At 68.1% G+C, this 25,490-nt stretch carries 21 protein-coding genes and 2 pseudogenes; 11 read left to right on the top strand and 12 right to left on the bottom strand.

Going from position 1 to position 25,490, the window contains the following annotated elements; genetic code table 11:
* Window positions 1–126 precede the first annotated feature (126 nt).
* Window positions 127–1,278, bottom strand: coding sequence for a sugar ABC transporter substrate-binding protein (locus tag NBZ83_RS02805; RefSeq protein ID WP_261564710.1), 1,152 nt, complete (start codon window positions 1,276–1,278; stop codon window positions 127–129).
* A 153-nt stretch (window positions 1,279–1,431) separates the two neighbouring features.
* On the opposite strand from NBZ83_RS02805, the gene NBZ83_RS33220 reads away from it, so the two are divergent.
* On the top strand, window positions 1,432–2,160 hold the full coding sequence (locus tag NBZ83_RS33220) for a response regulator transcription factor (RefSeq protein ID WP_261574260.1): 729 nt from the start codon (window positions 1,432–1,434) through the stop codon (window positions 2,158–2,160).
* Between the two features lie 145 nt (window positions 2,161–2,305).
* Window positions 2,306–2,461, top strand: coding sequence for a hypothetical protein (locus NBZ83_RS02795; protein WP_261564712.1), 156 nt, complete (start codon window positions 2,306–2,308; stop codon window positions 2,459–2,461).
* Between the two features lie 115 nt (window positions 2,462–2,576).
* Here NBZ83_RS02795 and NBZ83_RS02790 read toward each other — a convergent pair whose 3' ends face one another.
* The gene (locus NBZ83_RS02790; RefSeq protein ID WP_261574259.1) at window positions 2,577–3,857 is read right to left on the bottom strand and encodes a cation:proton antiporter domain-containing protein; all 1,281 of its coding nucleotides are present in this window, start codon (window positions 3,855–3,857) and stop codon (window positions 2,577–2,579) included.
* Between the two features lie 439 nt (window positions 3,858–4,296).
* Between NBZ83_RS02790 and NBZ83_RS02785 the strand changes: the two genes are divergently transcribed.
* The 3 genes from NBZ83_RS02785 to NBZ83_RS02775 all read left to right on the top strand — a co-directional run bounded on the left by NBZ83_RS02785 (window position 4,297) and on the right by NBZ83_RS02775 (window position 8,852).
* Window positions 4,297–5,115 carry a class II glutamine amidotransferase gene (locus tag NBZ83_RS02785; RefSeq protein ID WP_261574258.1) on the top strand — a complete coding sequence of 273 codons (819 nt, stop codon included), beginning with the start codon at window positions 4,297–4,299 and terminating at the stop codon, window positions 5,113–5,115.
* A 398-nt stretch (window positions 5,116–5,513) separates the two neighbouring features.
* Window positions 5,514–7,367 carry a glycoside hydrolase family 15 protein gene (locus tag NBZ83_RS02780; protein WP_261564716.1) on the top strand — a complete coding sequence of 618 codons (1,854 nt, stop codon included), beginning with the start codon at window positions 5,514–5,516 and terminating at the stop codon, window positions 7,365–7,367.
* A gap of 39 nt (window positions 7,368–7,406) precedes the next feature.
* Window positions 7,407–8,852 (top strand): MFS transporter, encoded by a 1,446-nt coding sequence (locus tag NBZ83_RS02775; protein WP_261574257.1) that lies wholly within the window; start codon window positions 7,407–7,409, stop codon window positions 8,850–8,852.
* 18 nt (window positions 8,853–8,870) lie between these two features.
* Here NBZ83_RS02775 and NBZ83_RS02770 read toward each other — a convergent pair whose 3' ends face one another.
* The 4 genes from NBZ83_RS02770 to NBZ83_RS02755 all read right to left on the bottom strand — a co-directional run bounded on the left by NBZ83_RS02770 (window position 8,871) and on the right by NBZ83_RS02755 (window position 12,269).
* Complete coding sequence (locus tag NBZ83_RS02770; RefSeq protein WP_261564718.1) at window positions 8,871–9,254, bottom strand: SHOCT domain-containing protein; 384 nt, start codon at window positions 9,252–9,254, stop codon at window positions 8,871–8,873.
* A 181-nt stretch (window positions 9,255–9,435) separates the two neighbouring features.
* Window positions 9,436–10,212, bottom strand: a complete 777-nt coding sequence (locus NBZ83_RS02765; RefSeq protein WP_261574256.1) for a ribonuclease BN — start codon at window positions 10,210–10,212, stop codon at window positions 9,436–9,438.
* Between the two features lie 238 nt (window positions 10,213–10,450).
* On the bottom strand, window positions 10,451–11,899 hold the full coding sequence (locus NBZ83_RS02760; RefSeq protein ID WP_261564721.1) for a DUF2252 domain-containing protein: 1,449 nt from the start codon (window positions 11,897–11,899) through the stop codon (window positions 10,451–10,453).
* A 22-nt stretch (window positions 11,900–11,921) separates the two neighbouring features.
* Entirely contained in the window at window positions 11,922–12,269 is a 348-nt protein-coding gene (locus tag NBZ83_RS02755; protein WP_261564722.1) for a carboxymuconolactone decarboxylase family protein, read from the bottom strand.
* Between the two features lie 278 nt (window positions 12,270–12,547).
* On the opposite strand from NBZ83_RS02755, the gene NBZ83_RS02750 reads away from it, so the two are divergent.
* Window positions 12,548–13,924 (top strand): hypothetical protein, encoded by a 1,377-nt coding sequence (locus tag NBZ83_RS02750; RefSeq protein WP_261564724.1) that lies wholly within the window; start codon window positions 12,548–12,550, stop codon window positions 13,922–13,924.
* A 28-nt stretch (window positions 13,925–13,952) separates the two neighbouring features.
* Here NBZ83_RS02750 and NBZ83_RS02745 read toward each other — a convergent pair whose 3' ends face one another.
* Window positions 13,953–15,302, bottom strand: coding sequence for a diacylglycerol/lipid kinase family protein (locus tag NBZ83_RS02745; protein WP_261564725.1), 1,350 nt, complete (start codon window positions 15,300–15,302; stop codon window positions 13,953–13,955).
* Between the two features lie 638 nt (window positions 15,303–15,940).
* A complete protein-coding gene (locus NBZ83_RS02740; protein WP_261564726.1) occupies window positions 15,941–16,711 on the bottom strand; it encodes an MBL fold metallo-hydrolase in 771 nt (256 codons plus the stop codon).
* A 77-nt stretch (window positions 16,712–16,788) separates the two neighbouring features.
* Here NBZ83_RS02740 and NBZ83_RS02735 point away from each other — a divergent pair, with 77 nt between their 5' ends.
* On the top strand, window positions 16,789–17,406 hold the full coding sequence (locus NBZ83_RS02735) for an ABATE domain-containing protein (protein ID WP_261564727.1): 618 nt from the start codon (window positions 16,789–16,791) through the stop codon (window positions 17,404–17,406).
* Window positions 17,407–18,035: 629 nt separating this feature from the next.
* Window positions 18,036–18,416, top strand: coding sequence for a cupin domain-containing protein (locus tag NBZ83_RS02725; protein WP_261564729.1), 381 nt, complete (start codon window positions 18,036–18,038; stop codon window positions 18,414–18,416).
* A 13-nt stretch (window positions 18,417–18,429) separates the two neighbouring features.
* Here NBZ83_RS02725 and NBZ83_RS34220 read toward each other — a convergent pair.
* Window positions 18,430–18,519, bottom strand: a pseudogene (locus NBZ83_RS34220) (hypothetical protein); the annotation flags it as partial.
* An 865-nt stretch (window positions 18,520–19,384) separates the two neighbouring features.
* Here NBZ83_RS34220 and NBZ83_RS02720 point away from each other — a divergent pair.
* A complete protein-coding gene (locus NBZ83_RS02720; protein ID WP_261564730.1) occupies window positions 19,385–20,845 on the top strand; it encodes a beta-propeller fold lactonase family protein in 1,461 nt (486 codons plus the stop codon).
* A gap of 494 nt (window positions 20,846–21,339) precedes the next feature.
* On the opposite strand, the gene NBZ83_RS02715 is transcribed toward NBZ83_RS02720, so the two are convergent.
* Window positions 21,340–22,170, bottom strand: a complete 831-nt coding sequence (locus tag NBZ83_RS02715) for a helix-turn-helix domain-containing protein (protein WP_261574255.1) — start codon at window positions 22,168–22,170, stop codon at window positions 21,340–21,342.
* Window positions 22,171–22,312: 142 nt separating this feature from the next.
* On the opposite strand from NBZ83_RS02715, the gene NBZ83_RS02710 reads away from it, so the two are divergent.
* The gene (locus NBZ83_RS02710; RefSeq protein WP_261564732.1) at window positions 22,313–23,047 is read left to right on the top strand and encodes an SDR family oxidoreductase; all 735 of its coding nucleotides are present in this window, start codon (window positions 22,313–22,315) and stop codon (window positions 23,045–23,047) included.
* A gap of 19 nt (window positions 23,048–23,066) precedes the next feature.
* Here the strand turns inward: NBZ83_RS02710 and NBZ83_RS02705 are convergent.
* Window positions 23,067–23,290: pseudogene (locus NBZ83_RS02705) on the bottom strand (IS5/IS1182 family transposase); the annotation flags it as partial.
* 13 nt (window positions 23,291–23,303) lie between these two features.
* Window positions 23,304–24,185, bottom strand: a complete 882-nt coding sequence (locus NBZ83_RS02700) for an NAD(P)H-binding protein (RefSeq protein ID WP_261564734.1) — start codon at window positions 24,183–24,185, stop codon at window positions 23,304–23,306.
* Window positions 24,186–24,315: 130 nt separating this feature from the next.
* Here NBZ83_RS02700 and NBZ83_RS02695 point away from each other — a divergent pair, with 130 nt between their 5' ends.
* Complete coding sequence (locus NBZ83_RS02695; protein WP_261574254.1) at window positions 24,316–25,074, top strand: helix-turn-helix domain-containing protein; 759 nt, start codon at window positions 24,316–24,318, stop codon at window positions 25,072–25,074.
* Window positions 25,075–25,490 lie beyond the last annotated feature (416 nt).

The raw sequence follows: 25,490 nt of genomic DNA, 5'->3' as shown, positions 1-25,490 counted from the left end.
TTCATCAGTTGATCTTACGAGCACGATCCAGGTATGCCACGCTGCCGACAACAGTGCTCGTCTCGAGTGGTCGGGCTGATGCTCCTGGAGATGGCAATGTTCGACAGGGTGATTACGTCCACCATCTCAGCTCGTCTTCCACAGCGCCTTGTACTTCACGCTGAAGGCGAAGTCACCCGACCACGTCGTGGTCCCGGCGGGGGGCGGATTGTCCTTCGTGAACAGGCGCACCGGCACGCCGTCGTCCGCCGGGGGAGTCGCCTTGTTGAAGATCCGGTTGAAGTCGTCAAAGGCCGCCCACGTCGCCCAGGCCTGCGACCACGCGACGTCGGCGACCTGACCGCCGCCGTCGCGGACCCAGCCGAGCTGCTGGGCATCACCCTGGTAGGCCAGAACGTCCAACCGGTTGAGCAGCCCCGCCTGCCGCAGCGCCGGCACGACCGTGCTGGACGTGCCGTCGTAACCGACGAAGAACGCGTTGAGCGCCGGATTGGCCTGCGCGAACGCGACCGACGCCTGCCCCATCGCCGAGGGATCGGTGACGGTGGCGACGTCGATGGTCTTGGTCGCGACGACCGAGCCCCCGCCGCTGCTGGCCAGGTAGTCCTTGATGCCCGCGATAAGCGCCTCTCCCGACGGGTCGAAACCGGGGGCGAAGCCCAGCACGCCGACCTTCGCGTCGGCCTGGCGGGCCAGTACGGCGGCCGCGCCGATCAGCTGACCCTGCAGCGGGTAGTGCAGGTCGACGACGTGGGTGTAGCTGCTGTTGACCCGGGTGGGGAGCACGCCGATGACGACGGTCGGGATCTTCGACTTGACGAGGGCGGCGGTGATCGTCGGATACTCGTTGGCGCTGAGGTTGGAGAAGAGGATGCCGTCCGGCTTCTGCGCGATTGCTCGGTTGAACACCTCGGGGAGGTCGTTCAGCGTCGTGGCATCGAGCTCGGTGACGTTCCAGCCGAGCGCCTGCCCGGCCTCCTTCGCCGCCGTTCCGATGGCCCGAAACAGCGGCTGGGTGGGCAACTGGTTGACGTAGACGATGCGCTTGGCCTGCGCGACCGGGGGCGAGGTGGCTGGGCCACGCCACACGGGCGCCTTGACGTACGGGGCGACGAACTTCTCCGTCCTGGCGAGCGCGGGGCCTGACTGCGTGCTGCTGCTCGCCGCGTTCGGCGTGCCGCCACTGCTGGCTTCGGAGCAACCGGTGAATGCCGCCGCCGCGGCCGCGAGCGCGACCAGCATCATGGAGATGTGCCGGACTCTCAGCGCCTGCCTCACGATGCGATTGGCGATGCAGCCGAGTCGGACTGGATGGGATACGGAGCACCGGAGCGGCGCGGGCCTGGCCAGCTCGAATTTGACGGCAGCATGTGCACTACTCAACGGCACGGAACCCGGCATCGTCCCTAGATTTCTGGCTACTATAGCCAGGTGGCTACCGAGGTCGTGACCTCCGCGTCCGCGTCCGTGGCGGCTGTCGTGCTCCCGCCTGACGTTTCAGAAGCGGGCTCGGACGCTCCGGAGCAGATCAGGCTGCTTATCTTCTGCGAGGAGACCGCTCCACGGCTCGGCCTGGCCCTCGTGCTCTCGAGGGAGTCGTGGGTCGAGCGGTGCCTCACCGCCAGCGACCTCCAGCAGGCCTTGGCACACGTGCGGGCGAGTCGGCCGGCGGTCGTCGTGCTTGAGCTGTCCACGTTCGTCGCGCCGCACGTCGACGCGCTACGCCAGGTCGACCCGGGCATCCGGGTCGTGCTCAGCTCGCACTGCGGGCTGTCTACCGAGATCGCCGTCCGCAGACTCGGCGCCGTCGGCGCCCTCAATCCGGACATGGGCGCTGCCGAAGTGGCGAAGATCGTCCGTGCTGTGGCGTTCGACGAGCGGATAACCGTCAACAGTCACCGCCACGGCAAGGAGCTCGGGCTCACCGACCGCGAGCTTCAGGTCATGGCCTTCCTCACGATGGGTGCCACGAACCTGGAGATCGCCGCGCAGATGCATCTCAGCCGCGCGAGCATCAAGAAGCATGCTGCCAGCATTTACCGCAAGCTGGGTGTCCGGAACCGGACCGAGCTCGCCCGCGTCATGGCCGAGCGCGCTCCCGCGCGTGCCCTGCTCGTCGATCAGGGCACGCGTTTCGACGAGGCCGCATCGAGCTCCTAGCGAAAGGCGGCACTGTTGCATCGGCGAAGTCCGCCATCGCGGCTGCCGCTGATCGGTCATGATCGGGTGATGCGTCGACGTCGTGTCCGTCCTTCGGCTTCGGTGTCGGAGGATGACGCCCCGGTACTCGGCCCCGTAGGTGCTGATGACGAGTGAATCGTCCGACACCCTCCGCAAACGCCCACACATCGGCGCAACCACCGCTCACAGCCTCGCCACCCAGCTACGCACCGACACCCACGCCCGACTCGGCAGCCCACACCACGAGCCCGAACCCCACATGATCATAAAAAGTGGCTGACCATCCCCAGCCTGGGAAGCTGCGCTCTCCCGCCGGCGACCGCACCATCACCGCCTCCGACCTCCTACCCGACGACCTCCAGGAGCAGCCATCGTTGTCAGGTTGGTCTCCGTGATCATATCCTCGACCCCTTGGACAGACGGGCGAGGCGGGTTGGCGGCGGTGCCTGGGCAGCTTCGCGGATCTCAGGGTGGCGCGCCGCCGCGGCCGCGTACCAGCGTCCGTAGCGCCGAGCGCCCCACGGCGCGGTGACGCCGTGCAGAACCACGCTCATACCAACAGTCAGCATCACCACCGGGACGATCTGGTGCTGTTCGGGCAGACCACTGGTGGCGACCAGGTCCGCGAAGACGATCGACGCCAGCCCGCGTGGCCCGAACCAGCCGACATACGCCACGGTCTGGGGTGCGACCTTTGATCCACACAACGAGGCGGCGACCGGGATCATCCGGATGACAGTCAGGCTGAGCAGCCCGTAGGTGAGCGCCGTCCAGGTCGCGTGTGCAAGGGCTGGTGCCAGGAACAGGGCGCCGAACAGCACAAAGCTCACGGAGACGCCGAGCTGGGCGACATCTTGCGGCATCTGTTGCGCCGCGGACAAGCTCTCGCGCGCGATCACGCCGGCCACGAGGCCGGCGGCCCATGCTGCGATGAAGCCGCTGCCGTCGATCAGGTCCGCCAGCGTGTATGCCAGCGTCGCCGTGGCCAACAGCGCGACCGACTGCCACGGACGGCTGGACCAGCCCCTACTCATCGACCACCGTAGGGCCAGGGCACCACCGGCGCCCAGCGCCACCCCGATGGCGCCGGAGGCCACCAGGGCGCGCAGAAACACTGACACGGCATGTCCGCGGCCGGCGGTTTTTTCTTCTTCCTGTGCCAGGGCCAGGAAGATGGTCACGAACGGAAGGGCCAGGCCATCGTTGAGGCCGCCTTCGACATTCAGTGCATGCCGGATCAGAGGAGGAACCCGCTGGTTGTTGATGACTGGCAGCCCAAGTGCCGAGTCAGTGGGCGCCAGTATGGCCGCCAGCAGCGCCGCTTCCCACAAGCCGAGGCCGGGGAACAGCGCCGACGCCAACACCCAACCGACGGCGATGGTCAACGGGAACCCAATTCCCAGCAGCCGGCCGGGCAGTGGCGCCTCCGCCACCCAAGGGCCTAGGCCGGCCCCCATGGCGTCGGTGAACAGCACGATTACGAGGGTCAGTTCCAGGACGGCGGCGACGCCGTGCTCACCGACGGACGAGGCGATCAGTCCCGCGGCCTGTTCGCTGGCCAGCAGGCCGGCCGCGGTGAACACCAGCGCGCCGCTGATCGGCGTCTGCCGCAGGCGCCGCTCCACCAGCGCGTAGACCATCAGCGTCACCGCCACGACCGCGACCGCGGAGTCCAATGCTGTGCTCCTGCCTCACATAGGCTCGCCCAGGTGACCGGAGGAAAGGGCAGACGGCCGGGAAACCTCGACAACGGCTGTGCCACACCTGCGGTCGCTGGGGCTTGATGCCCAAGACATCCTGAGGCGACGGCCAGGGTACGACGGTCCTGGACCGAGGCCGAGATGCCGGATTATCCTTTCCGACGACAACTTCGTGACCATCGTGTAGGCGGTCGAGCAGGGCCGCAAGACGATCAAGACTCTGCGCAAACGTATTCAGTACCGACCCGACATCATCGCCTGCTTCCTCGGCTGAACCGGTCCGGCTCTCGATCCAGAATCCCCGTAGCCAGACCCTGACCATTCAACATCTGTACTGGCTGTAAAAGCGGCGGTTGTCTCGACGCCGCGTGGGCACCCTTGCCATAGCAGACTGGAGGGTGACATGTGCAGGTGGATGGGGTACCGGGGCGAGCCGATCGTCCCACGCACGTTGTTGTACGAGCCTGAAAGATCACTGATCGCCCAGAGCGTCAGACATGGGCCGGACCTGCTCGAACCGAACGGCGACGGGACCGGTCTGGGCTGGTATAGCCGGCGCGAGACCCCGGCCATCTTCCACAGCGACTCACCCGCGTGGGGCGATGAGAACTTTCGGGAACTGGCCGACGAGATCTACTCTCCGATGTTCCTCGCGCACGTGCGGGCGGGTACCGGAACACCGGTACAGAAGACGAACTGCCATCCGTTCCGCTACCAGAAATGGCTTTTCGTGCACAACGGATACATCGACAGCTTCGACTTGCTTCGCCGCGACCTGCTGATGGCCGTACGTCCTGACCTGTTCAGTAACATAAAAGGCTCCACGGATTCCGAGGTGATGTTCCATCTTGCCCTGACGTTCGGGCTGGAGGAAGACCCCGTTGGGGGGTTGGAACGAATGGCCGGTTTCGTCGAGAGTGCCGGAACCGCCGCGGGTATTGCCGAGCCCTTGCAGATGACGGTCGGGCTGGCCGACGGTGAAACACTGTTCGCGGCCAGATACGCCAGCGGGCCGGTGGTCAACACTTTGTACATGAGCGAGAGCGTCGACGCAATCCGGATGCTCTACCCCGAGCACGAACGCTTGCGGCGCATACCCGCCGATGCCCGCGCAGTCCTGTCAGAACCGCTGAGCGAGCTACCCGGGGTGTGGCGGGAGATACCCCCATCCACGGCACTCGTCGTCACCGACACCCCACACCAGCGCCCCTTCCGTCCGCAGCCGCCCGGGTAAGAAGAGTGAAGCTGCCCCAGTTTCTCGGTGGTGCCGTCTTTCTCACGACGCGACGGGCTGCGTTCGGTTGTCGCGGCGGCCGTCCCTGTCACCTGCAGTGAAGGTGCGGCGATGGTCCGCGGGACGGAGGATGGACGTTGAGGGCTGTCGGGCCTGCCGGCAGCAGGGGAAAGCTCGACAGCTACGAGCTCAACATTGCGGGAGGGTCCTTCTGGACTGGACACCCATAACCATGCACTTCACTCGACGACGCAACGAGGGTTTCCGCGGTCGTGCTCCGGAGTGCTGCCGGCCCACGTCGCCGGCCTCGCGCGTCGCCGGCGACCAGGGCTGGGGCATGCCGTGGGCTCGGGCCGCCGGCATGCTCATGGTCTGCGACGACGGCGGAAGGAACCACCATGAACGACTACCCACCGATCGCGGATCACGGTCTCGTCGGCGACCTGCAGACCGCAGCGCTGGTCGCCGCCGACGGGACCCTGGACTGGTGGTGCACCCCGCGGTTCGACTCGCCGAGTGTCTTCGCCTCGTTGCTTGACAACGATCGTGGCGGTTACTGCCGCTTGGCCGCTGACCTCGGTGAGGCCGGCGAGGCCGGCGTCCGCCAACTTTACCTGACCGATACCGCCGTACTCGTCACCCGGTTCATGGCCCCGGGCGGGGTGGGCGAGGTGCTCGACTTCATGGAGCCCGACCCCTCGTCCACCCCGTCGGCGCGGCATCGGCTGATCCGGGTCGCCCGGGTGGTTCGCGGCAGTCTGCCCTTCGAGCTGCTGTGTCGGCCACGGTTCGACTATGGTCGCGCGTCCCACACGTTGCGCCATCTCGACGACGGATCGGTGGTGTTCCACGGTCCTGACACGGATCTGCACGTGCAGGCGACCGCCCCGATCGCGCTCCATCCGGACGGCCACGACGTCTCCGCCCGCTTCACCCTCGACGCCGGCGAGCTGGCCGCGGTTGTTCTCACCAGCGACAGCGGTGACGCCGCCGCCCGCGGCGGACGCCTCGGCGGTCCGCCACCCACTGTGGAGACAGTCACCGCCGCGTTCGACGCCTGCCGCGCCTTCTGGCTGACCTGGCTGCGTGCATCCCGCTACCGAGGCCGGTGGCAGGAGATGGTCACCCGCTCGGCGATCACCCTGAAACTGCTCACCTACGCTCCTACCGGCGCTCCCATCGCCGCCGCCACGATGGGTCTGCCCGAGCAGATCGGCGGCGAACGCAACTGGGACTACCGCTACACCTGGATCCGCGACGCCTCCCTGGCGGTCCACGCCCTGACCACTCTGGGCTTCACCGACGACGCGAACGCCTACCGTCGCTGGCTACGCGAGCGCCTCGACGCGGGCTGGACCGCGTCCGGCGAACCGCTTCAGATCATGTACCGCGTCGACGGGGAACCCCACCTGACCGAGGAGATCCTCGATCATCTGGAGGGCTACCGCCGCTCCGCACCGGTCAGAGCCGGCAACGCCGCCGCTGACCAGATTCAGCTCGACATCTACGGCGAGGCCGCCTATGCCCTCGCCGAGGCGAGAGACATCGGCGGAGTCCGCGGCTGGAACGCCTTCACCGCCGTCATCGACTGGCTCACCGACCACTGGGACCGCCCGGACGAAGGTATCTGGGAAACTCGCGGCGGCCGGCAGAACTTCACCTACAGCCGCCTCATGACCTGGGTCGCCTTTGACCGGGCCATCGGGCTCGCGACCGCCTATTCCCGTCCCGCCGACCTCACCCGCTGGCAGACGGCTCGCGACACCGTCTTCCGGCAGATCATCGACCGCGGCTGGAACGACAAGCGCCGTGCCTTCGTCCAGCACTACGACACCGACGTCGTCGACGCCTCCCTGCTGCTCATGCCCCGCGTCGGTTTCCTCGCCCCGAACGACCCCGACTGGCTGAGCACGCTCGACGCGATGAACGACGAACTCGTCAGTGACAGTCTCGTCTACCGCTACAACCCCGCCGCGTCCCCCGACGGCCTGCGGGGCTCCGAGGGCACCTTCAACCTCTGCAGCTTCCTCTATGTGCAGGCCCTCGCCCGCGCCGGCCGCCTCGACCAGGCCCGCTACGCCTTCGACAAGATGCTCACCTACGCCAACCACGTCGGCCTGTTCGCCGAGGAGATCGGACCGTCCGGTGAACAGCTCGGTAATTTCCCCCAGGCCTTCACGCACCTCGCGCTCATCGACGCCGCCATCGCCCTCGACGAGGAGCTCGACCGCGCCGAGTACCTGGCCCGCTGACCGCCGGCGGCGCGACGGGAAGCGAGGCACGCGGCGATCATGACCGAGCAGACGCCCGACGCAGGTCCCCGCACCCCGCCACGGTCGGCCGGCGCCGACCGACGAGTCCTGGCACCGCTCGCGCTCGCGCAGTTCATCTGCAGCTTCGCCGGGTCGAACATGAACGTGATGATCAACGACATCAGTCGCGACCTCGACACGACCGTCCAGGCCGTTCAGGTCGTCATCACGGTCTTCCTCCTGGTCATGGCCGCGTTGATGATCCCCGGCGGCAAGCTGACCGACCGGCTCGGCCGCAAACGCTGCTTTCTCATCGGGCTCGCGGTGTATGGGACGGGGGCCGTGCTCAGCGCCGTCGCGCCGGGCGTGGGTGTACTGCTCGTCGGCAACTCGATCCTGGAAGGCGTCGGTACCGCCCTGCTGATCCCCCCGGTCTACATCCTCACCACGTTGCTGTTCACCGACCTCACCGCCCGCGCCCACGCCTTCGGGATGATCATGGCTGCTGGCGGGCTTGGGGCGGCGGCGGGCCCACTCATCGGCGGCCTGATCACCTCCGCGATCAGCTGGCGCGCGGCCTTCGCCTTCCAGGCCCTGGTCATTGCGCTCATCATCGCGCTGAGCCGGTCCGTCCCCGACCCGCTCCCGCCGGACCCGCACCGTCACTTCGACATCCCCGGTGCGGTCCTGTCCGCAGGCGGCCTCACCCTGATCGTCATGGGCATCCTCGCCGCCGACAACAGCCTGGCCCTCACGGCCGCCCTCCTGGCCGCCGGCATGCTCGTGCTGGCCGGATTCCTGCACTGGGTACGCGTCGAGGAGCGAGCCGGCCGGGAGCCGCTGCTGTCCACCAGTCTGTTCCGCAACCGAAGCTCGAACCTCGGCCTGGTCACCCAGAACATTCAGTGGTTGCTGCTCATGGGCTCGTCCTTCACCGTCGCCGCGTACCTCCAGGTGGTACGCGGCTACGACGCCGTCAAGACCGGCCTCATCTTCACCGCGGCCACTGTCGGTCTGCTCGCCTCGTCGCTTGCCGCCGAGCGGCTCGCGAAACGCCGCTCCCAGGGCACTCTGATCACGGCCGGGTTCGCCGTGACCGTCGCCGGAATCGCTCTCCTGATCGGCCTGGTCGCCGGATCACGCAGCCCGTGGGCGTTCGTTCCCGGGCTGTTGCTGATCGGTCTCGGCCTCGGCGTGATGCTCACCCCCTCGGTCAACGTCGTCCAGTCCTCCTTCTCCGAACAACGCCAGGGCGAGATCTCCGGCCTCTCCCGCAGTATCTCGAACCTCGGCTCCTCCTTCGGCACCGCCATCGCCGGAACCATCCTCGTCGCCGGCCTGACCACGAACGCCTACGCCACCGCGATGGCCACACTCGCCGTCATCGGCGTCCTCGGCCTGGTCGCCGCCGTCAAGCTCTCCCGGACCACCCCCAGAGCCGACACGCCCGATGGCGGCCGGCCCGATGTCAGCCCGCACGACTGACTGATCTCACTTCGGGGTTCAGGTCAGAACGCGGGACTTCGCCCGCTGGAAATCCTCCTCGCTGATCTCACCGTTCCGCCGGAGGTCGACCAGCTTCGCCATTTCATCGGCAACCCCCTGAGACTGCACCGCGGACGGCTGGAACGCCTGGTACAAGGCCTGCTTCCGCTGTCGGTCCGCAACTGCCCGCTCACTCATCGAATCGCCACGGAATATGGTGTACACCAGAACACCCAGAAGCGGGAGGATGATAACGGCGGTCAACCATCCGGCCTTCCCCCAGCCGGAGAGGTCACGACTGTGAAAGATGTCTGATATGACGACGAAGAGCAGGTACAGCCACAGGATAAGCCCGAAGAACAGCAGCATTGTCCAGAAGGCCGAAAGAAGCGGATAATCCATGATGAAGCCCCCTTGTGCAGGTCGCCATCGGATACCGGCGATGTCTCGTTGAGAGACTTACCCGAACTGTGCGTCACCACACATTTCACGGTCCTGGTGGGGAGTGGGGAAGAAGCTGTCCCCGGCGTCGGGGTGGATCGACGCACATTTCAGGTGCGTGCCCCTGGGTGGCCACGGTCGTTCACTCGGACGAGGAACTCGCGCGTCGCCTGAATGCGCGGAGGACGGACAGGCCCTGCTCGTTGTACCAACCGCCGACGGTCGCCCCTCCGGTGAGAACGACCCCGATTCCGATCAGCCATGAAAGAAGCGTGAAAACGACTCCGATTTCGCCGTAGTTACGCTCGTTCTCAACGATGGAAGCCGAGAACAGAAGCCGGCTCACCACCCCGAGACCGGTCAGGCCGATCGTGGTGAACACGGCTGCGGGCAGGATTTCCCGCCAGCCCAGCCGGCCGCGGACGAGAATCCGGGTACCGATCCAGAACAGCAGTCCCATCGCCGCGACGACGATCAGACCCTGGCATACCTGGCCGACTATCGTGCCGGTGAGCACTGCCCCGGTGGCGGTGGTGCCGGCGAGAAAGACGATCAGTCCGGCGAGCCAGACCACCTGAGCCGGCACACCGCGCAGGCCGAACGCCGGAATCCGGAAGACCCGCAGGTATACCGACTGCACCGCCCCGGCCAGGCTCAGTCCGCCCAGGGTAAGCCAGACCACGCCGAGGACCGTCCAACCGGACTGCGCGGATCCGCCGCCGCCGCCGTCGGGGGTGAAGAGACGCTCGACGGCCATCGCGGCGTCGTGGTTCAGCCCCATCCGCCGGACGATGACCTCGGCCGCACCGCCGGGACGCAGCGGGGACACCGCCGCCAGCGTGATGATGAACGGGAAGAACAGCATCAGGATGAGCGCGGCGAGGGTCATCGCACCGTTGATCAGATCGTTCTCCCGCAACTGGCGGGCCAGGTCCTCCGCCGAGGACCCGCGCCATCTGTCCCGAAACCCACCGCGTGATTTCAGAGTCCGCCTCCGGACGTCGGGAAGGCGCGCTCCCGACTGCTCGTGGCGACCCCGGCCGCCGGCCGGTCCCCACTGCCGACCCACACCCACAGCATCACTCAAAGTGAGGGTCAGCGCATCCCGCCGGGCCGAGCCGGGGACCGTCGACCTCGACGGTCCCCACCCCCGCTCGTCAGCCTGCCGTGCTGATCCGTCCGGACCGCACAGCCTCGGCGAGCGCCTCGTAATCGCGTTCGTTCTGGTCGGCGTAGGCCTCGGCGAACCGGGCGATCGCCCGGTCGAAGGCGTCTCCGGCGCCGAGGTAGGCCGCGATCGCGACGCGGTCACCCGAGCGGGCGTGGGCCCGGGCGAGGGTCGCTCCGCACAGCCGGGCGAACAGGGCGAGGCCGTCGGGATCCATGCGTTCGGGGAGCGCGATGCCCTTCCAGTCCTGTAGCTGGCGGACGTAGAAGTCGCGGCGCCGCCCGTCGATGCCGTCCACCCGCTGCCAGCCGAGGAAGATGTCCCCGACGGCCTGCATCAGACGTTGCCCGGCGACGACCCGCTCCCCCTGGTTGCCGTACCGGCTGACGGGCAGGTGATCCGCCAGGACCGACGCCTGCGCCTCCTTGACCTGCAGCAGCAGCGGGTCGTCGCGGTCGCGGCCGAGCAGCAGCGCCACCCAGCAGCGGGTGCCCACGCTGCCGACGCCGACGACCTTGCGCGCGACGTCGACGAGCCGGTACTGGGCGAGCAGCGAACGCCGGTCGTCCGACAGGGTGGCGCCGTACTCGTCGATGACGGTGGTGAGCTGACCTGTCAGCAGGTCATGCTCTGCTCCACGGAGCAGTTCGCGGACCGGGACGAGCAGCGGCGGGTCGGAGACGAAACGCGGCTCGCCGTCTGCCACCTCGGTCAGGCGGGCGAATGCCCGCAGCCGGTCGCGGGACCGGGCAGTGGTGGCCACGCGGGACAGGCGCCTGGTGTACCGCCGGCCCAGCACGTCCCCGAGCTGGGCCAGCAGCTGATCCACGTCGACGTGGGTGTACCAGACGTCGAGGTTGGTCATGGTCGCGAACCGGCGCATCCAGGCCCGGTACGCACCGATCGCCGCGGTGACGGCCGCCCGGCGCCGCGCCGGCGCGAACCCGTTGCCGCGGCCGGCGATGACCAGGCTCGCGGCCAGCCGTTTCACGTCCCATTCCCACGGGCCGGGAAGTGTCTCGTCGAAGTCGTTGATGTCGAACACCAGGTGGCGCTCGGGGGAGGCGAGCAGGCGGAAGTTGAGCATGTGCGCGTCGCCGCAGAGCTGGACGTCGATCCCCGAGACCGGTGTGCCGACAAGATCCGCCGCCATGATCACGGCAGCACCGCGAAAGAACCGGAACGGTGACTCCAGCATGCGCTGGTAGCGCAGCGGGACGAGCTCGGGCAGCCGAGTCTCCGACTGCCGTTCGATCACGTCGACCGGATCGGCCCGGCCCGACGCCGGCGCATACTCGCCGTGCATCCGGCGCGGGGCGAGGATCCTCGCGCTCTTTCCCCAGGCCGCGCGTTCGGTCGGCGTGGGCTGTTCGGACCTCGCGGACAGCCGCGGCCGCGAATCGGCCGCGACCGGCGGTGGGCTGACGACCGCTGTCATGCTCTACCTCACACCATTCCCGTTACTCCGGGTTCTCGTTCAGGATCTCGTCCAGTCCGAGCGCGCGCAGGACGTTCCCCGCGGCCGACACGACCCGGGCACTTCCGACGATCGGTGCGATGGCGGTGGTCACGCCCTGCGCATCGGCGGCGGTGAGGCCTGCCTCCTGGGCGGCGGTGAGGTGCATCAGATAGGAGGCGGGCGCCGAGTCCACGGCGACGAGCGCCGCCAGGCGCACGAGATGGTAGGTGCGCTCGTCCAGGCCCGACCGCTCAAGCGTGTCCAGGTGCATCTGCACGATCTCTTCGAAGACCGGTGCGTCGCCGTGCGCGATCGCGCCGAGTGTCCGCTCAGGAGCCTGTGTCGTCATTACTCTCCCCTTAGTTTGACCACTTTCATTTCAAGGATATTTTCCTCGTATTGGCTGCCCGAGACCGGCGGCCCGCAAACATGCGACGTCAACGGATCGAGGTGAAGGAAGCGGATTTCGATATTTTTCCGGAGTTTCTCGGCACCACATTCCGGTCTCGTCCCCCGACATTTTTCGGCTACTCCTCGAAGGGTTTTCGGCTACTCCTCGCGGGGAAGGACGCGGCCGCGAGACCATGATGGCGGCCTCGCCAGGCAGAATGCAGGAGGGACTGCGCCATGGTTGCCAGTGCTGGCGGCGGCACCGACGGCCCGGCGCATTCGAACGACAAGCGTCCCCTGTCCGTCGGGGAGCGGGCGGAGTACGAGCGGCTGCGCAGCGCGGCAGCGGTGCGGCACGACCGGCTACGGACTGTCGGGGCGTCCCTGCTGCTCCTGCTGGCCGCCGTGCTGGCGCCGCTCGGCGTGGTTGCCACCTGGGCGGACACGACGATCTCCGACTCGGACCGGTACGGGGACACCGTCGCCCCGCTCGCCACCGACCCCGCGGTGCAGAACATGGTGATCGACCGGCTGACCGACCGGGTCGTCAGTAACGTCAACGTCGATCAGGTCGCCGCGTCACTCGACGGCGTCCTCGCGCGCAACGACGTTCCCCCCGTTGTCGTGGACCACGCCGACGCACTGGCCGGCGCGCTGAAGACCGCCCTGACCAGCGCGGTACATCAGGTGGTTCAGGGGGTGGTCACCAGTGACCAGTTCCCCCTGGTATGGGAGAACGCGAACCGTCGGGCACATGCCGCCGTGATGAAGGTTCTCACCGGCGAGGGCAGCAGCGCCGTGCAGGCCAAGGACAACACGATCGTGTTGGACATCGGCCCGGTCGTCGACAGTGTGCAGAAGCGGCTGGCCGACGCCGGCTTCGAGAAGGCCGGCAAGATTCCCGACGTCGACCGGCAGATCGTGCTGCTGCAAACGGACAAACTGACCAGGGCCCAGGACGCCTTGCGTCTACTCGCCATCCTCGGCCTCTGGCTGCCGGTCGCCGTTGTGGCACTCGCCGCGCTGGGCGTGTGGCTGGCGCCCTCGCACCGCGCCGGGCTCATGGCCACGGGCATCGGAATCGGCGTGACGATGATCGTGCTGCTCGTGGGACTGGCGGTCATGCGCCAGATCTATCTGGACTCCGTCTCGTCCGACACCCAGCCGCGGGACGCGGCAGCGGCCATCTACGACACTCTCGTCCGTTTCCTGCGAGACAGCGCGCTTACCTGGCTGACCACAGCCGTCATCATCGTGGTCGCTGGATATCTCTACGGGCCGGGACGCGGCGCCCAGGCCATCCGCTCCGGCGCCGCCCACGCCACCGGAGCCGTCGGTCGGGCCGCGGCCCGGGTGGGTGTGCGCACCGGCGGCGCGGGCCGCTGGTTGGCCAGGCATCGCCGCCTCACCAGCGGGATCGTCATCGGGGCCGGGGCGCTGGCCCTGGTGCTGTGGAACTCTCCGACCCCGTCATCGGTCGCCCTCATCCTCGCGATAATTGTGATCACCCTGGCTGCGCTGGCTGTCCTTGCCGCCGCCGGCACCACCCGACCCGGTCCCGGGAGCCCCGATGGCAGGCCTTCCGACGGCGTCGTGGGGCCGCCGGCCACCTGACACCCACGCCGATACGCACGGGCACGGTTCATGCCGGCGACCGGCCGACGGCGATGCGGATCAGCGCGGGAAACATCCCCCAGACACCCGGCCGCGCGGCCGGGACCCCGGGCGCGTGCAGTGGAATCCGAATGCGCACAGCCGCCGGAAGCAAGCGGAGATCCAGTGGCGGCGGCAGGCGCAGTGCCTCCCCGTCCACGCCGACGCTGACCGGTCGTGCGGAGTCGATGCGCATGGTGGGGCTGGTCCACTGGTGGAAACCGCGGAACTGGCTGATGGCACCCATGGACTCGAGCGCGACGAGGGTGGGTAGGTCGCGGGCGCGATCGACGCGCAACGCCGCCACGCCAAGCCGGCCGCTGTCGAGCCGGGGCCGGGTACCGAAACCGCCAAGGCTGTGCAGCTGGTAGGCGTTGTTGGACACGAGCAGGACGTCCGCGGTCGATCCGGCGCGACCGTCCGGGCCGGTGAAGCGAAGATCCGGCGGAGCGCGGTCCACGCCCAGCAGGTCGGGCAGCATCGCGGCCGCCGTTCCCATCTTGGCGTCACGGTAGCTGTCGGACTGCACGATTTCGGCGTAGACGCCCAACGAGACGTTGTTGACGAACACGCGGTTACCGAGCTGACCGAGGTCAACGCGCTGCTCGACAGCGAGGTCGAACGCGTCGAGCGCCCCCACCACATCCTTCCGGTCGAGGCCAAGGTCAAGGGCGAAGTGGTTACGAGTACCGGCTGGGACGCAGACGAACGCCATCCCTCGCCGCCGCGCCACGTCCGCGACCAGTGCCTGCGAACCATCGCCGCCCGCCATGCCCACCACGTCGGCTCCGCGGTCGGCGGCGTCCTCGGCGAGAGAACGCAGATCAGCGCGTTGCGTGAGGGTGACGACCGCGATCCCGCGCCGGGCGGCCTCCTGAGCGAGGTTGTGGCGGTCGGCGGCGCCACCACCGGAGCGCGGGTTCACCAGCAGGACGCCGCGCCGGGCGGCTCCAACCATGAGCCCCTTTGGTCGGTGTCGTCCGAAGGCGCCGCGCGCCGCGGTTCCCGACGTGACGAGCAGGCACGCGGTGACCAGCACGGTGGTCAGGCCGACCACCCCCGCGAAGGCGATCAGGCCGCCGAGTGCGAAGGCCGCCACGACAGCCGCGCTCAGGCGGCGCAGCCCCCGTCCGACCAGCGCCGTCCAGCCCGCTACCAACGCGATCGTCACAGCGGCGACCGAAACCGGCAAGGCAATCGGCCGGTCGATCAGCCGGGCGAATACGACAGCGACCGCCGCGGCGAAGCTCACCAACGCCGCTGAAGCCGCCACCCGCCGGGAGCAGGACGCCGGCGCTCCCGCACGCCGCCGCGGCCGGCGAACCATCCAGGAAAGCACGATTACCCATCCTTCCGAGCTTCGCAGCCGCACCGCCGTGATCAGGTTCTCCTCGCGAGACGCACCCCATTCAGCGACACCGAGGAAGGGGTGGATCCGCGCTGCGGGAAGATAGAGATCATGACGCGGAAGACGCCGAGAACTGGATATTCATGCGCTGGACAGTAGCCGGAAATCTCATATTCAACCCCTCTCGGAATTGCCCCCTCTACCGTCCCATCCGTGACCCGGGCCGGCAACTCGATCAGGAGCGAAAAATTAACCCGATACGGGTGAAGAGGTCTGAATCCAGCCATCGAGCGGATGGGTGGGAGGCTACCGGTCTGTTCAATCTGCGTGCGAATCCACAGCTCAAGACATGAGAGAACTCCCTGGAGACGATGTGCCGACCTGCCTGCCGCTCCGGCGCATCGGGACGTCCGCGACCATGCCAGCGCTGAGCGTCGGACTCCTGGCGGTTCTGGATCGTGTCGGCATCAATCGGGCTCCTCTATCACGTCAGTGACAGGCGAAAAGCCCGCGACCACCTGGCCGATCTCGGCCGGTCGTGGCCGCGGCCCGGTGCATCTCATGGACGAAACCTGAAATCACCGTCCGCCCCGTCGTCACACGGGCCTCGACCTCGGACGATGCCCGATTCAGGCCGCAGCCAGCTCCAGGCGGTCCAGTAGCCCGGCCGCCGTGAAGGCGTCGACCAGGTGGGTGCGGCCCTCGGTGAAGTGGCCCCAACTGTTGAAGTGGACGGGGACCACGCGGCGGGCCGCGAGGATGGTGGCGGCCTCGGCGGCCTGGGCGCTGTCGAGGGTGAGCAGGGCGCCGTCGAACAGAGCGGTGCGGGCGGCGCCGGCGAACAGGACGGCGGTGTCCACGGGAGCGAAGCGGTCGGCAACCTGCTGGACGATGCCCAGTGAGGCGTTGTCGCCGCTGACGTAGAGGGTGGGCAGGTCGGGGGCGGTCAGGACGAATCCGATCACCTCGCCGGTGACAGGTTCGCAGCCCTCGGGTCCGTGCCGGGCGGGGGTGGCGGTCACTGTCAGGGTGCCACCGTCGGGGCGGGGCAGTTCGACAGTGTCCCAGGGGGCCAGACCCCGGGCGGTGCCGCCCAGGCGGTCCCCGCCGCCGCGTGTGGTCAGGACCAGCGGGATGTCGGCCAGTAGTGCACGGCCGGAGTGGTCGAGGTTGTCGGGGTGCTCGTCGTGGGAGAGCAGGACCACATCGACCGGGGCGAGTTCGGCGGGGTCGACGGCGGCGGGCGCGGTCTTGGTGAGGACGGGGCCGTTGCCCCGGGGATACTCGCCGGGGGCGTCGAAGGAGGGGTCGGTCAGGAACCGCAGCCCGCCGTATTCGATGAGGGCGGTCGGACCGCCGAAGACGCTGACGGGGATCTGTTCGGTGTGCGTACCGGTCATCATGTCCTCACGGATGGAGAGAAGGTTTTCCGTGAAGCGAAGCTAGCCTGGTCTCATGGATAAATGCAAGGCCTAACATGAGAACCGTGAAGGAGATCGCGACCAGCGAGCCCGCCCGCTCCGCCCCACCGCCCGCACCGGGCGCGGAGCAGTACCGCGCGCTCGACTTCGCCAACACCGCGCTCGCCCTGCCGGGCGGCCAGTACCTGGAGCTGCTCGGCTCGCCCGAGGCGGCGACGCAGTGGCTGGTCGAACGTGACCTCGCGCCGACCGACATCAAGCTGGACGAGGTGTCCGCGGTCCGGCTGCGTGCCCTGCGGGATCAGGTGCGAGCGCTGCTCGCGTCCCGGATCGGCGCCCTCCCCGCGCCGGACGGGGCCCTGCGTGCTGTCAACGACGCACTGACCTGCGCTCCCACGGCCGCGCTGCTGCGCTGGGACCCTGCGCAGGGCCTGCACCGGGTCCAGGCGCCTCCCGCCGACCGGATCGTCGACCACGCCCTCGCGGTCCTCGCCGCCGACGCCGCCGACCTGCTCACCGGCCCCGACGCCGAACGGCTCGCCGCCTGCGACTCGGTTCCCTGCCAGCGCTACCTGCTGCGCACCCATGCCCGCCGCCACTGGTGCTCGGTGCGCTGTGGAGACCGTGCCCGTGCGGCACGTGCCTACGCCCGCCGCACGCAGGCCAGCACGTGAGGAACTTCGTGACCGTCGACAACTGACAACTGACAACTGAGGCGTCACCGACCGTAGTCGACAGCTTCGGAGCCACATGGACTCGAACCGCCAACGCCACCAGGAGACCTATCCGTCTGTCCCCGCGCGAGCCGTTCACATCGATATATCGAGCCTATTTATGCAGGTCGGATGGTTCGTCGCGGTCGCCAAGCACATCGGCAACATCTTCGTGAAACCCGACCTGCCCACGACAGGACGGCCACCGCCGGGTGCTCGCTGTCCTGACCTACCTACGGAGCTGACCACTCCCGGCCTTCAAGGTTCACCGCCGCCCCCCGATGCCCTCTGATGCCCTCCGATGCCCTCCAGTGTTCTGGAGGAGGGCGTACCCGACGCCGACAGCCTGGACGGAGCGGAGGTGTTTCAGGCCGTGCATCGGCCGGAGCCGGGCTTTGAGCCAGCCGTCAGCCGGTGCCGCAAGGCGCCTTGCGGCACCGCGCACACAAGCCCGACTTGCGAAGAGTCGCTAATTCGCTACCGTGAGAAATGGGATCGGGGCGCTCACGTGGCCGCGGTCGACCGTCCTCGTGGGCAGCTCGGCCCTGACCCGGAAGCGGAGACGACCGAGCACGACGACGGAGGCCACCATGACGACGATCACGGTTCGCAACCTCGACAGGTCCGACGAACGGCGCGATTTCCCCCACGGTCACATCGACGTCCTCGCCGTCGACGGCCACAAGCTTGACCGGGCGGTGTTCGAGCCCGGCTGGCGGTGGTCAGAGTCGGTGAGGCCGATCGCGGGGACCGATCTGTGCGAGTTCGACCACTTCGGCTACGTAACCTCGGGCCGGATGCACCTCGAGATGGCTGACGGTACTGGCGCGGACATCGGCCCCGGCGACGTGGTGGTCTGCCCGCCCGGCCACGACGCCTGGGTGTTGGGCGACGAGCCCTGCGTGTTCGTCGAGATGGCAGAGCCGGTCGCTTCCGACTACGGCCGCGCGCCGGGCACCGACCAGCCGTAGGGCTCCGCGACCCGGGATCGTCGCCGCGGCCACCAGTGCGGCCAATCAACGGTTCGTCCTGACTGACACGGAGCCAGCCGGCGGCCAGGACGTAGCGCCAGACATCATCCGGGTATCAGGTCAGCGCCCGCCGTCGCGCGGTGAGCAGGTCGAAGCAGCGCCAACAGGCAGTCGCGGCGCTGGCGACATTGATCGCGCGGTGGGAACAGGCGGGCAGCCCCGCCACCCAACGCGACGACACCGCCTGAGCCGCGAACGCCTCCGCGAGGAGGCTTCCGGCAGCTACGGTCTGCCCGGACCATTTCGTGGCGGCGGTTGCCGTAGATCGTGGGCGATACGTACCCACCAGTCCAGCCCCGTCGGAGCTGGCCGCACGAACAGCTGGTCGCTATCCCTCGGCTCGCATTGCCGCCGGCACCAACGGTTACCCGACAGAGCCGACTTCTTCGGAGCCAGGAGGGGCTCGAACCGTCCGCCCGACCCGCCGACCCGCTCTTTCGGAACCCGAGGGCCTGCCTGACCTTGATTCAAGGCCCTGGAATCACTGTCCGCAAACCTGGCGGTTTCCGATGCTTCCACGCGCCTGGTGACGGTGATCGCGAGCATGGTGGTCGGGTTTACGTTTCTGTTCGGGTCCGTGAACTGCTCGCCAGACGAGACCGACGAAGGGGTCGGGCGCGATCCCCGTTGCGGTAGACGGGTCCTTCCTTGCAGGCCACACTTAGGAGTGGCAGCGTCAGGATAGGCAAACGTTCCCAAACGAGGGCAAGCCTTGTGTCGACTAACCGGGTAGGGAAGTCCATCCGAATTCCTGGGTCGTAGACCATTAGTCGCTTTCCCGTCGGACCTTGGTCGTAGGCGGCTTGGATGACCTTTCTCGAGGAGTTGTTGTGCCGTTGTTCCGAGGTTCCCGGGGGCCAGCCAGCGCCGGCGCGGTCACGCGAACAGCAGCGGTCATCGCGGCCGCCATGACTGTTGGTCCGGCCGCCAGCGGTCTTCGGCCACCGACCGGCGGTGTCCACCGGCCGGCGGCGCAGGCGATAACACAGGCTCCGGCACTCCCCGGCGCACAGCCAATCTCACCGGACGACCGGGTCTATACCGCCGACCAGGACTCCAACACCGTGACAGTCATCGACCCGAAGACCGACACGGTGCTGGGCACGATCCCCCTGGGAAAACCGCGCATGGACACGGACGCGGACGTCCTCGGCGCGATGTATGACGGGCAGATCGGCGTCCACGGTCTCGGGTTCTCGCGCGACGGCCGCTACCTCGACGTCATCGACGTAACCACCAACGCCGTGCACGTCATCGACACCGCGACCAACCAGGTGCTGCACACCATCTACCTCGGCCGCGCCCCACACGAGGGCTTCTTCTCCCCGGACGGAAACCAGTTGTGGGTAGCCGAGCGAGGCCAGGACACCGTCGCAGTCGTCGACTGGCGCAACAACCAGGTCATCGACCGCATCCACTCCGAAGACGGCCCCTCCAAGGTGGTCTTCAGCCCGGACGGCCGACTAGCCTACGTCAACCACCTGCGTGCCGACGCCTTCGATGTGATTGACGTAGCCAGCCACAGAATTATCCAGCACGTCGCCATTCCGACCAATGCCGGTGGCTCCTCCGACGAGGCGATCTCCCCCGATGGCAAGGAGATCTGGCTGGGCATGCCCAACAACGGCAAGACCACCACTGTCGTCAACACGCAGACCTACCGGGTCGAGGCCGTCCTGGACACCGGCCCGCGGACCAACCACCCCAACTTCGTCACCGTCGACGGCGTCGACTACGCCTACCTGACGGTCGGCGAACTGAACCAGACTCTGGTTTATCGCCGCTCGACCGGCCGAGCGCCGACATTGGTCAAACGTATCCACAACCACGGCGCCGGTCCGCACGGCCTCTGGCCCAGCCCAGACAACACCCGCATTTACGTGGCGCTGCAGTACTCCGACGCGGTCGACGTGATCGACACCAGGTCCATGAAAGTGATCGATACCCTCCGCGTCGGACAGTCCCCGATGGCCCTGGTCTACCTCGCGCGCAGCAGCCCCGGCAGCACCACGAACCTGACTCGGCAAGGCCTCGGTATGCGCATCGAGAACCGCCCCGTCGCAGTGCAGGGCGTTTCCGGAACCGGAGACGCTCAGCTCCGCGCCCTACCCGGCGTCGACGAAGTCGCCGTCCGCGCCCGAGGACTGCCACCTCATCGGGCCTTCACCGTGTACGCCACCCGGGGCATCGACACCATCGCGTTGCTCACGGCCACCAGCAACAGCATGGGTGTCATCCCCGAAGCGCTGGCCTTCGTAGCCTTCTTCGCCAACAACTACGAGAACCTCATCCTGCGCCCCGCCGCCACGCCCGCCACAGCGCCCCGCGGCCCCGTCGACGCAGGCGGTGGCGGCACCGCCAAAGGATAGGGACAGCGTCACCGAGGCGGGGGTGCGGCTCCGCGGTAACGATGGGGCACCAACCGCCGCCCCGGCGCGTTCGCTATGCGAACGTCTCATCCCGTGGCGCGGCGAGAGCGGTGCTGGCGGCCGGTCGGAGGTGTCCGCCCGGCGTCGAGGTGGGGACGGCCTACGCCGCGCAGTGAGCGCACTCCCACCGGCCGGCGCTACGACGCGGTGTCCCATCGGCACCCGAGCGCGGTGACCGTTACCGAAGTAGGGGAGCCGGCCCGCGCAAAGTACGGGATCAAACTGATGTTCCGCGCACCTGGCGGTTCTGGAAGCTCCGGTCCGACCGGTGTCCGATGTACCCGCTTGTCGTAGGTGACGAACGCATCCAGGTGGGCGTCGTTCGCATCTGTCAGCCGAAGGGCGGTGGCGAGGTGGATGGCATCGAGAAAGGCTCCGCCGATCATCCCGGCGATTCAGGTCCCACGTACCTGGCCTGGCGCGGCTCGCACGGGTCAGGAGACGGCGTCCGCGGTCGCCGCCAAGCTGCCCAGGAGGTCGAGCGCCCGGGCGGATGAGGTGCCGGGCTCAGCGTGATAGACGACCAGTTGCTGTCCGGGTGCGGACCGGACGTCGAAGGCCTGCATCCGCAACGTCAACTCTCCGACATCGGGATGGATGAAGGTCTTGATGTCCGCAGCCTTGCCCCGGGCGTCATTGCGTTCCCAGATCTCGACGAACTCCGGGCTCGCCGCCCGCAGATGCGCGACGATGTCCTTGATGCGAGAGTCGTCGAGCGCGGCCCCGGCAGCGGTGCGAAACCCGGCGACCGTGTTGACCGTCGCCGCGCGCCAGTCCTTGTAGAACGACGGGGCCGCGTCGTCGAGGAAGACGTTGAGCAACAGGTTGTCGGAGTGGGTGAAGGGCCGCCACAGCGCGGCGCTGAGACGGTTGCGGGCGAGCACATCGTAGGCGCGGCCGAGCAGCAGGGTCGGGGTGTGCAGCCAGCCGTCCATCAGCTGCCGCAGGTCGGGATCGATGCGCTCGGGGCGCGCCGAGGTCCGCAGCCCCGGCGCGAAACCGGCGATGCGGAACAGGTGCTGACAGGCGTCGTGGTCAAGCTGCAGCGCGTCGGCGATCGAGGAGAGCACCTGGGTCGACGGGTGCCTCTCGCGCCCCTGCTCAAGCCGGATGTAGTAGTCGACACTGAGCCCCACAAGCGCCGCGACCTCCTCCCGCCGCAGCCCGGCTACACGTCGGCGGCCGGTGGTCGGCAACCCCACCTGGTCCGGGGTCACCTGGGCGCGGCGTGCTCGGAGGAAGTCGCCGAACTCCATCGAGGCCATGCACTGAGGCTACGTCGGCCGACAGCACCGGATGGTGGGTGCGCTGTACCCAGGGTGACTGCGCCCTGAACACGGCCTCGCGAGGTCGGCAGGGTCGAACTCGTCCGACCCACACCAACAGCAGCGAGGCGAGGTACCGACCATGACGACAGCAACCCCAAAGACAGTGATCGTCACAGGCGCCAGCAGCGGCATCGGAGCCGCGACCGCGCGACGGCTGGCTACTGACGGATGGCATGTCATCGCGGCGGCGCGCCGCACGGACCGGCTCATCGACCTGGTCGCGGACATCCGGCAGGACGGTGGCTCGGCGCAGGCGGAGAAACTCGACGTCACGTCACGCGGCGACTGCACCGATCTCGCCGACCGGGTGGCCACCGAGCATGGCCACCTCGACGCGCTTGTTGCGAACGCTGGCGTGATGCCCCTGTCACGACTCGACGCGGGCCTTGTCGACGACTGGGACCAGATGATCAACGTGAACATCCGCGGACTGCTGTACGGGATCCACGCGGTCCTGCCGCACTTCGCCCGGCAGGGCGCGGGGCACGTCGTCACCGTCGCGTCCGTCGGCGGCCTGCAGGTCACGCCCATGGCGGCCGTGTACTGCGGGACGAAGTTCGCCGCCCGCGCCATCACCGAGGGCCTGCGCCTGGAAAGTGACCCGACGATTCGCGTTACCACTGTCTCGCCCGGAGTTGTCGAGACCGAACTGGCCGACTCGATCACGGACTTGGACGCCGTCGACCTGATGCGGGACTACCGACGCCATTCGATGCCCGCCTCCGTGATCGCCGACGCCATCGCCTACGCCCTCGGCGCACCGGCTGACGTCGACATCAACGAGATCGTGATCCGCCCGACCAGGCAGCGCTAGGTCGCGTATCTGGTCGCGATCATCGGATGGTCCGGGCGAGTTCTTTGATCCAGATCATGGCGGCGCGGAGGTGAAGACCGGCGAGACAGCTACCCGGGGTCTTGTCATAGCGGGTGGCGATGCCTCGCCAGGCCTTCAGCTTGCTGATCAGTCGTTCGACGGTGTTCCGTTCCTTGTACAACTCGGCGTCGTAGCGGACGGGCCGCCCACCCTTGCTGCTTTGCGCCGGCGATTCGCGGCCTGCCCCGCGGTCAACTTACGGGTGTCTCTCATGGGCGACGAATGCTGTCCGGTGGTCGTGAGCCCAGACGCGGAACGTGCGGGCCGGGTGGCCGAGGATGCGTTCGACATCGTCGGTGACGACTGCGTTACCGCCGTCCCGGACGAGCTGGTAGCCGTCGACGGCGGAGTCCGCGACGGATGGATCGAATCCGGCGCGGACCAGCTGCTGGCGGACCGCATGGGGAGGCACGTCAACCGTCGTGATGGTTCGTCCGAGCTCGGTGGCGAGCTGGGCGACCTGGTCGGGAACGCTGAGAAGTTCGGGGCCGGTCAGGGTGTGGGTCGCGCCATCGTGCTCGTCGGTCAGCAGGGCCTCGACCGCGACCGCCGCCACGTCGCGGGGATCGACAACGCCCTGGGCGCCCGTCCCGGTCATGTTGGGAACCGGGTTGCCGGCTCGAATCGCGTCGGCCCAGGACAGCGTGTTGGAGGCGAACGAGCTGGGCCGCAGCGCGGACCAGGTCAGCCCGCTGGCGACCAGCGCCTGTTCGCCGGCACGGTGCCTGGGCGAGGGCAGATTGTCGGCGTGATCGGCTTTCCCGCCGATGGCGGACAGCTTGACCACCTTCCGGACGCCGGATGCTCGGGCCGCCTGGATCATGGCCAGGTCATGCTCGGCGACCGAGCCGCCGGCGCCGGGAGCGGTCAGCAGGAAGACGCTGTCGACACCGGCGACCGCGCTCGCGAGCGAGTCAGCGCGTTCGAAGTCGGCCTGCACGACATCGATCAGCGCGCCCTCAGGAAGACGGAGACGGGCCGGTTCTCGCGTCATCGCCCGAATCCGAGCGCCCCGGACCGCTAGGAGTCGCAGAACCTCGCCACCGACGGTGCCGGTCGCACCAGTAATCAAGATCATGGAATCATCGTGGCGGCGACGGGTCGCGGTCTCTAGGAGATTCCGGCACACCGGTGCGGAGTTGGCCCGCGGGGAACCCGTCCTGGACGACTAACCTGGGGCCGTGGTCATGGTGGACAGACAACCGCCCTTGTCCGAGACCGCCCGCCCGTGGATCGAGCGGGTGATCGTCGCGAACAACGCCAGCGACGTCGGCCCGTACCCGTGGATCCACGCTCCCGACCCGGCAACCACCCTCGTGTGGCGGCGGACAATGGACGGCTGCGGTGCCCTGCGAGTCGTCGGCCCCCGCACCCGGGCCGCCTACCACCCGAGCAAGGACCTCCCCCTGTGCATTCAGGTGCGGATCAATTTCGGCTTCGTGCCGACCGTGCTCGGGGTCGCGGCGTGCGACGTCGTCGACCGAGTCCTGCCGCTCCACGAACTTTGGGACAGCTCAGCCGACCAGCTCGCGGACGATCTGGCGGGGATCGGCGACGATCCGGCGCGCGCCGCGGCGTTCCTGGTCGCAACGCTGGACTCGCGCGTCAGAGAGGCAGAGCCCGATGGGCATGCGCGGGCCAGCCTGGTGCAGGCCGCGGCTGTCGAGCTCTCGACCAGCGAAAGCGGTGCGCCGGCAACGGTCAGCGAGGTAGCCCACCAGCTCGGCGTCAGCGAGAGGCAGCTGCGTAACCTCTTCGCGGCGACCGTCGGACTCCCACCCAAGCAGGTCGCACGCCTCAACCGGGTTCGCGCGGTCCTCGACCGCACCGGTCGCCAGCCGTGGGGCCGCCTGGCCAGCGACGCCGGCTACTACGACCAGTCCCATATGATCGCGGATTTCCACCACATCATGCGAGTGACGCCGAGTCAGTTCGCCGCTGGGAAATTGCCCGTCGTTCCGTGCTGAAAACAGTGGTCGTATCTGGAGGCCGGTAGGGCGTGGTGTCAACGTGGCCGACGCCGGGGATATCTTGATTCGCCGCCGTGGAGATCGCCCAGCACAGCCATCCGCGACGATCGTCCGCTGATGGTCGACGGCTTGGTAGGCCAGCTACGAAGATCGGCGAGGTCCGGGATCGGACCAGTCCGCCCAGGCGACGGATCTCACTGAAAGTGACCATTGAACCCGATCCCCAGGAAGCCTCGGCATTGTACGAACCGTGCTCCGCACCCCGCTGACCTGCCCCTGCACAAACGCGGCACTGGCGCCGATCGCTAGATCGAACCTATTTGCCCAGGCCAGAGGCCGACTACGGAGCGTGGTGGGGCGGGTGGGGCTCGAACCCACGACCGACGGATTATGAGTCCGCTGCTCTAACCGGC

The organism is Frankia gtarii, assembly GCF_025403375.1.
GTDB classification, from domain to species: Bacteria; Actinomycetota; Actinomycetes; order Frankiales; family Frankiaceae; genus Frankia; species Frankia gtarii.
Note: the sequence above shows the minus strand (reverse complement) of the source record. Positions and strands in the feature narration are given on the sequence as shown.

Bases quoted from the DNA above. Each gene is read 5' to 3' on its own strand.
- NBZ83_RS02750 (WP_261564724.1), top strand. From the start codon at position 12,548: ATGGTTGCCAGTGCTGGCGGCGGCACCGACGGCCCGGCGCATTCGAAC.
- NBZ83_RS02780 (WP_261564716.1), top strand. From the start codon at position 5,514: ATGAACGACTACCCACCGATCGCGGATCACGGTCTCGTCGGCGACCTG.
- NBZ83_RS02785 (WP_261574258.1), top strand. From the start codon at position 4,297: ATGGGGTACCGGGGCGAGCCGATCGTCCCACGCACGTTGTTGTACGAG.
- NBZ83_RS02795 (WP_261564712.1), top strand. From the start codon at position 2,306: ATGACGAGTGAATCGTCCGACACCCTCCGCAAACGCCCACACATCGGC.
- NBZ83_RS02760 (WP_261564721.1), bottom strand. From the start codon at position 11,899: ATGACAGCGGTCGTCAGCCCACCGCCGGTCGCGGCCGATTCGCGGCCG.
- NBZ83_RS02735 (WP_261564727.1), top strand. From the start codon at position 16,789: ATGAGAACCGTGAAGGAGATCGCGACCAGCGAGCCCGCCCGCTCCGCC.
- NBZ83_RS02710 (WP_261564732.1), top strand. From the start codon at position 22,313: ATGACGACAGCAACCCCAAAGACAGTGATCGTCACAGGCGCCAGCAGC.
- NBZ83_RS02775 (WP_261574257.1), top strand. From the start codon at position 7,407: ATGACCGAGCAGACGCCCGACGCAGGTCCCCGCACCCCGCCACGGTCG.
- NBZ83_RS02725 (WP_261564729.1), top strand. From the start codon at position 18,036: ATGACGACGATCACGGTTCGCAACCTCGACAGGTCCGACGAACGGCGC.
- NBZ83_RS02740 (WP_261564726.1), bottom strand. From the start codon at position 16,711: ATGACCGGTACGCACACCGAACAGATCCCCGTCAGCGTCTTCGGCGGT.
- NBZ83_RS02720 (WP_261564730.1), top strand. From the start codon at position 19,385: ATGACTGTTGGTCCGGCCGCCAGCGGTCTTCGGCCACCGACCGGCGGT.
- NBZ83_RS02755 (WP_261564722.1), bottom strand. From the start codon at position 12,269: ATGACGACACAGGCTCCTGAGCGGACACTCGGCGCGATCGCGCACGGC.
- NBZ83_RS02700 (WP_261564734.1), bottom strand. From the start codon at position 24,185: ATGATCTTGATTACTGGTGCGACCGGCACCGTCGGTGGCGAGGTTCTG.
- NBZ83_RS02770 (WP_261564718.1), bottom strand. From the start codon at position 9,254: ATGGATTATCCGCTTCTTTCGGCCTTCTGGACAATGCTGCTGTTCTTC.
- NBZ83_RS02715 (WP_261574255.1), bottom strand. From the start codon at position 22,170: ATGGCCTCGATGGAGTTCGGCGACTTCCTCCGAGCACGCCGCGCCCAG.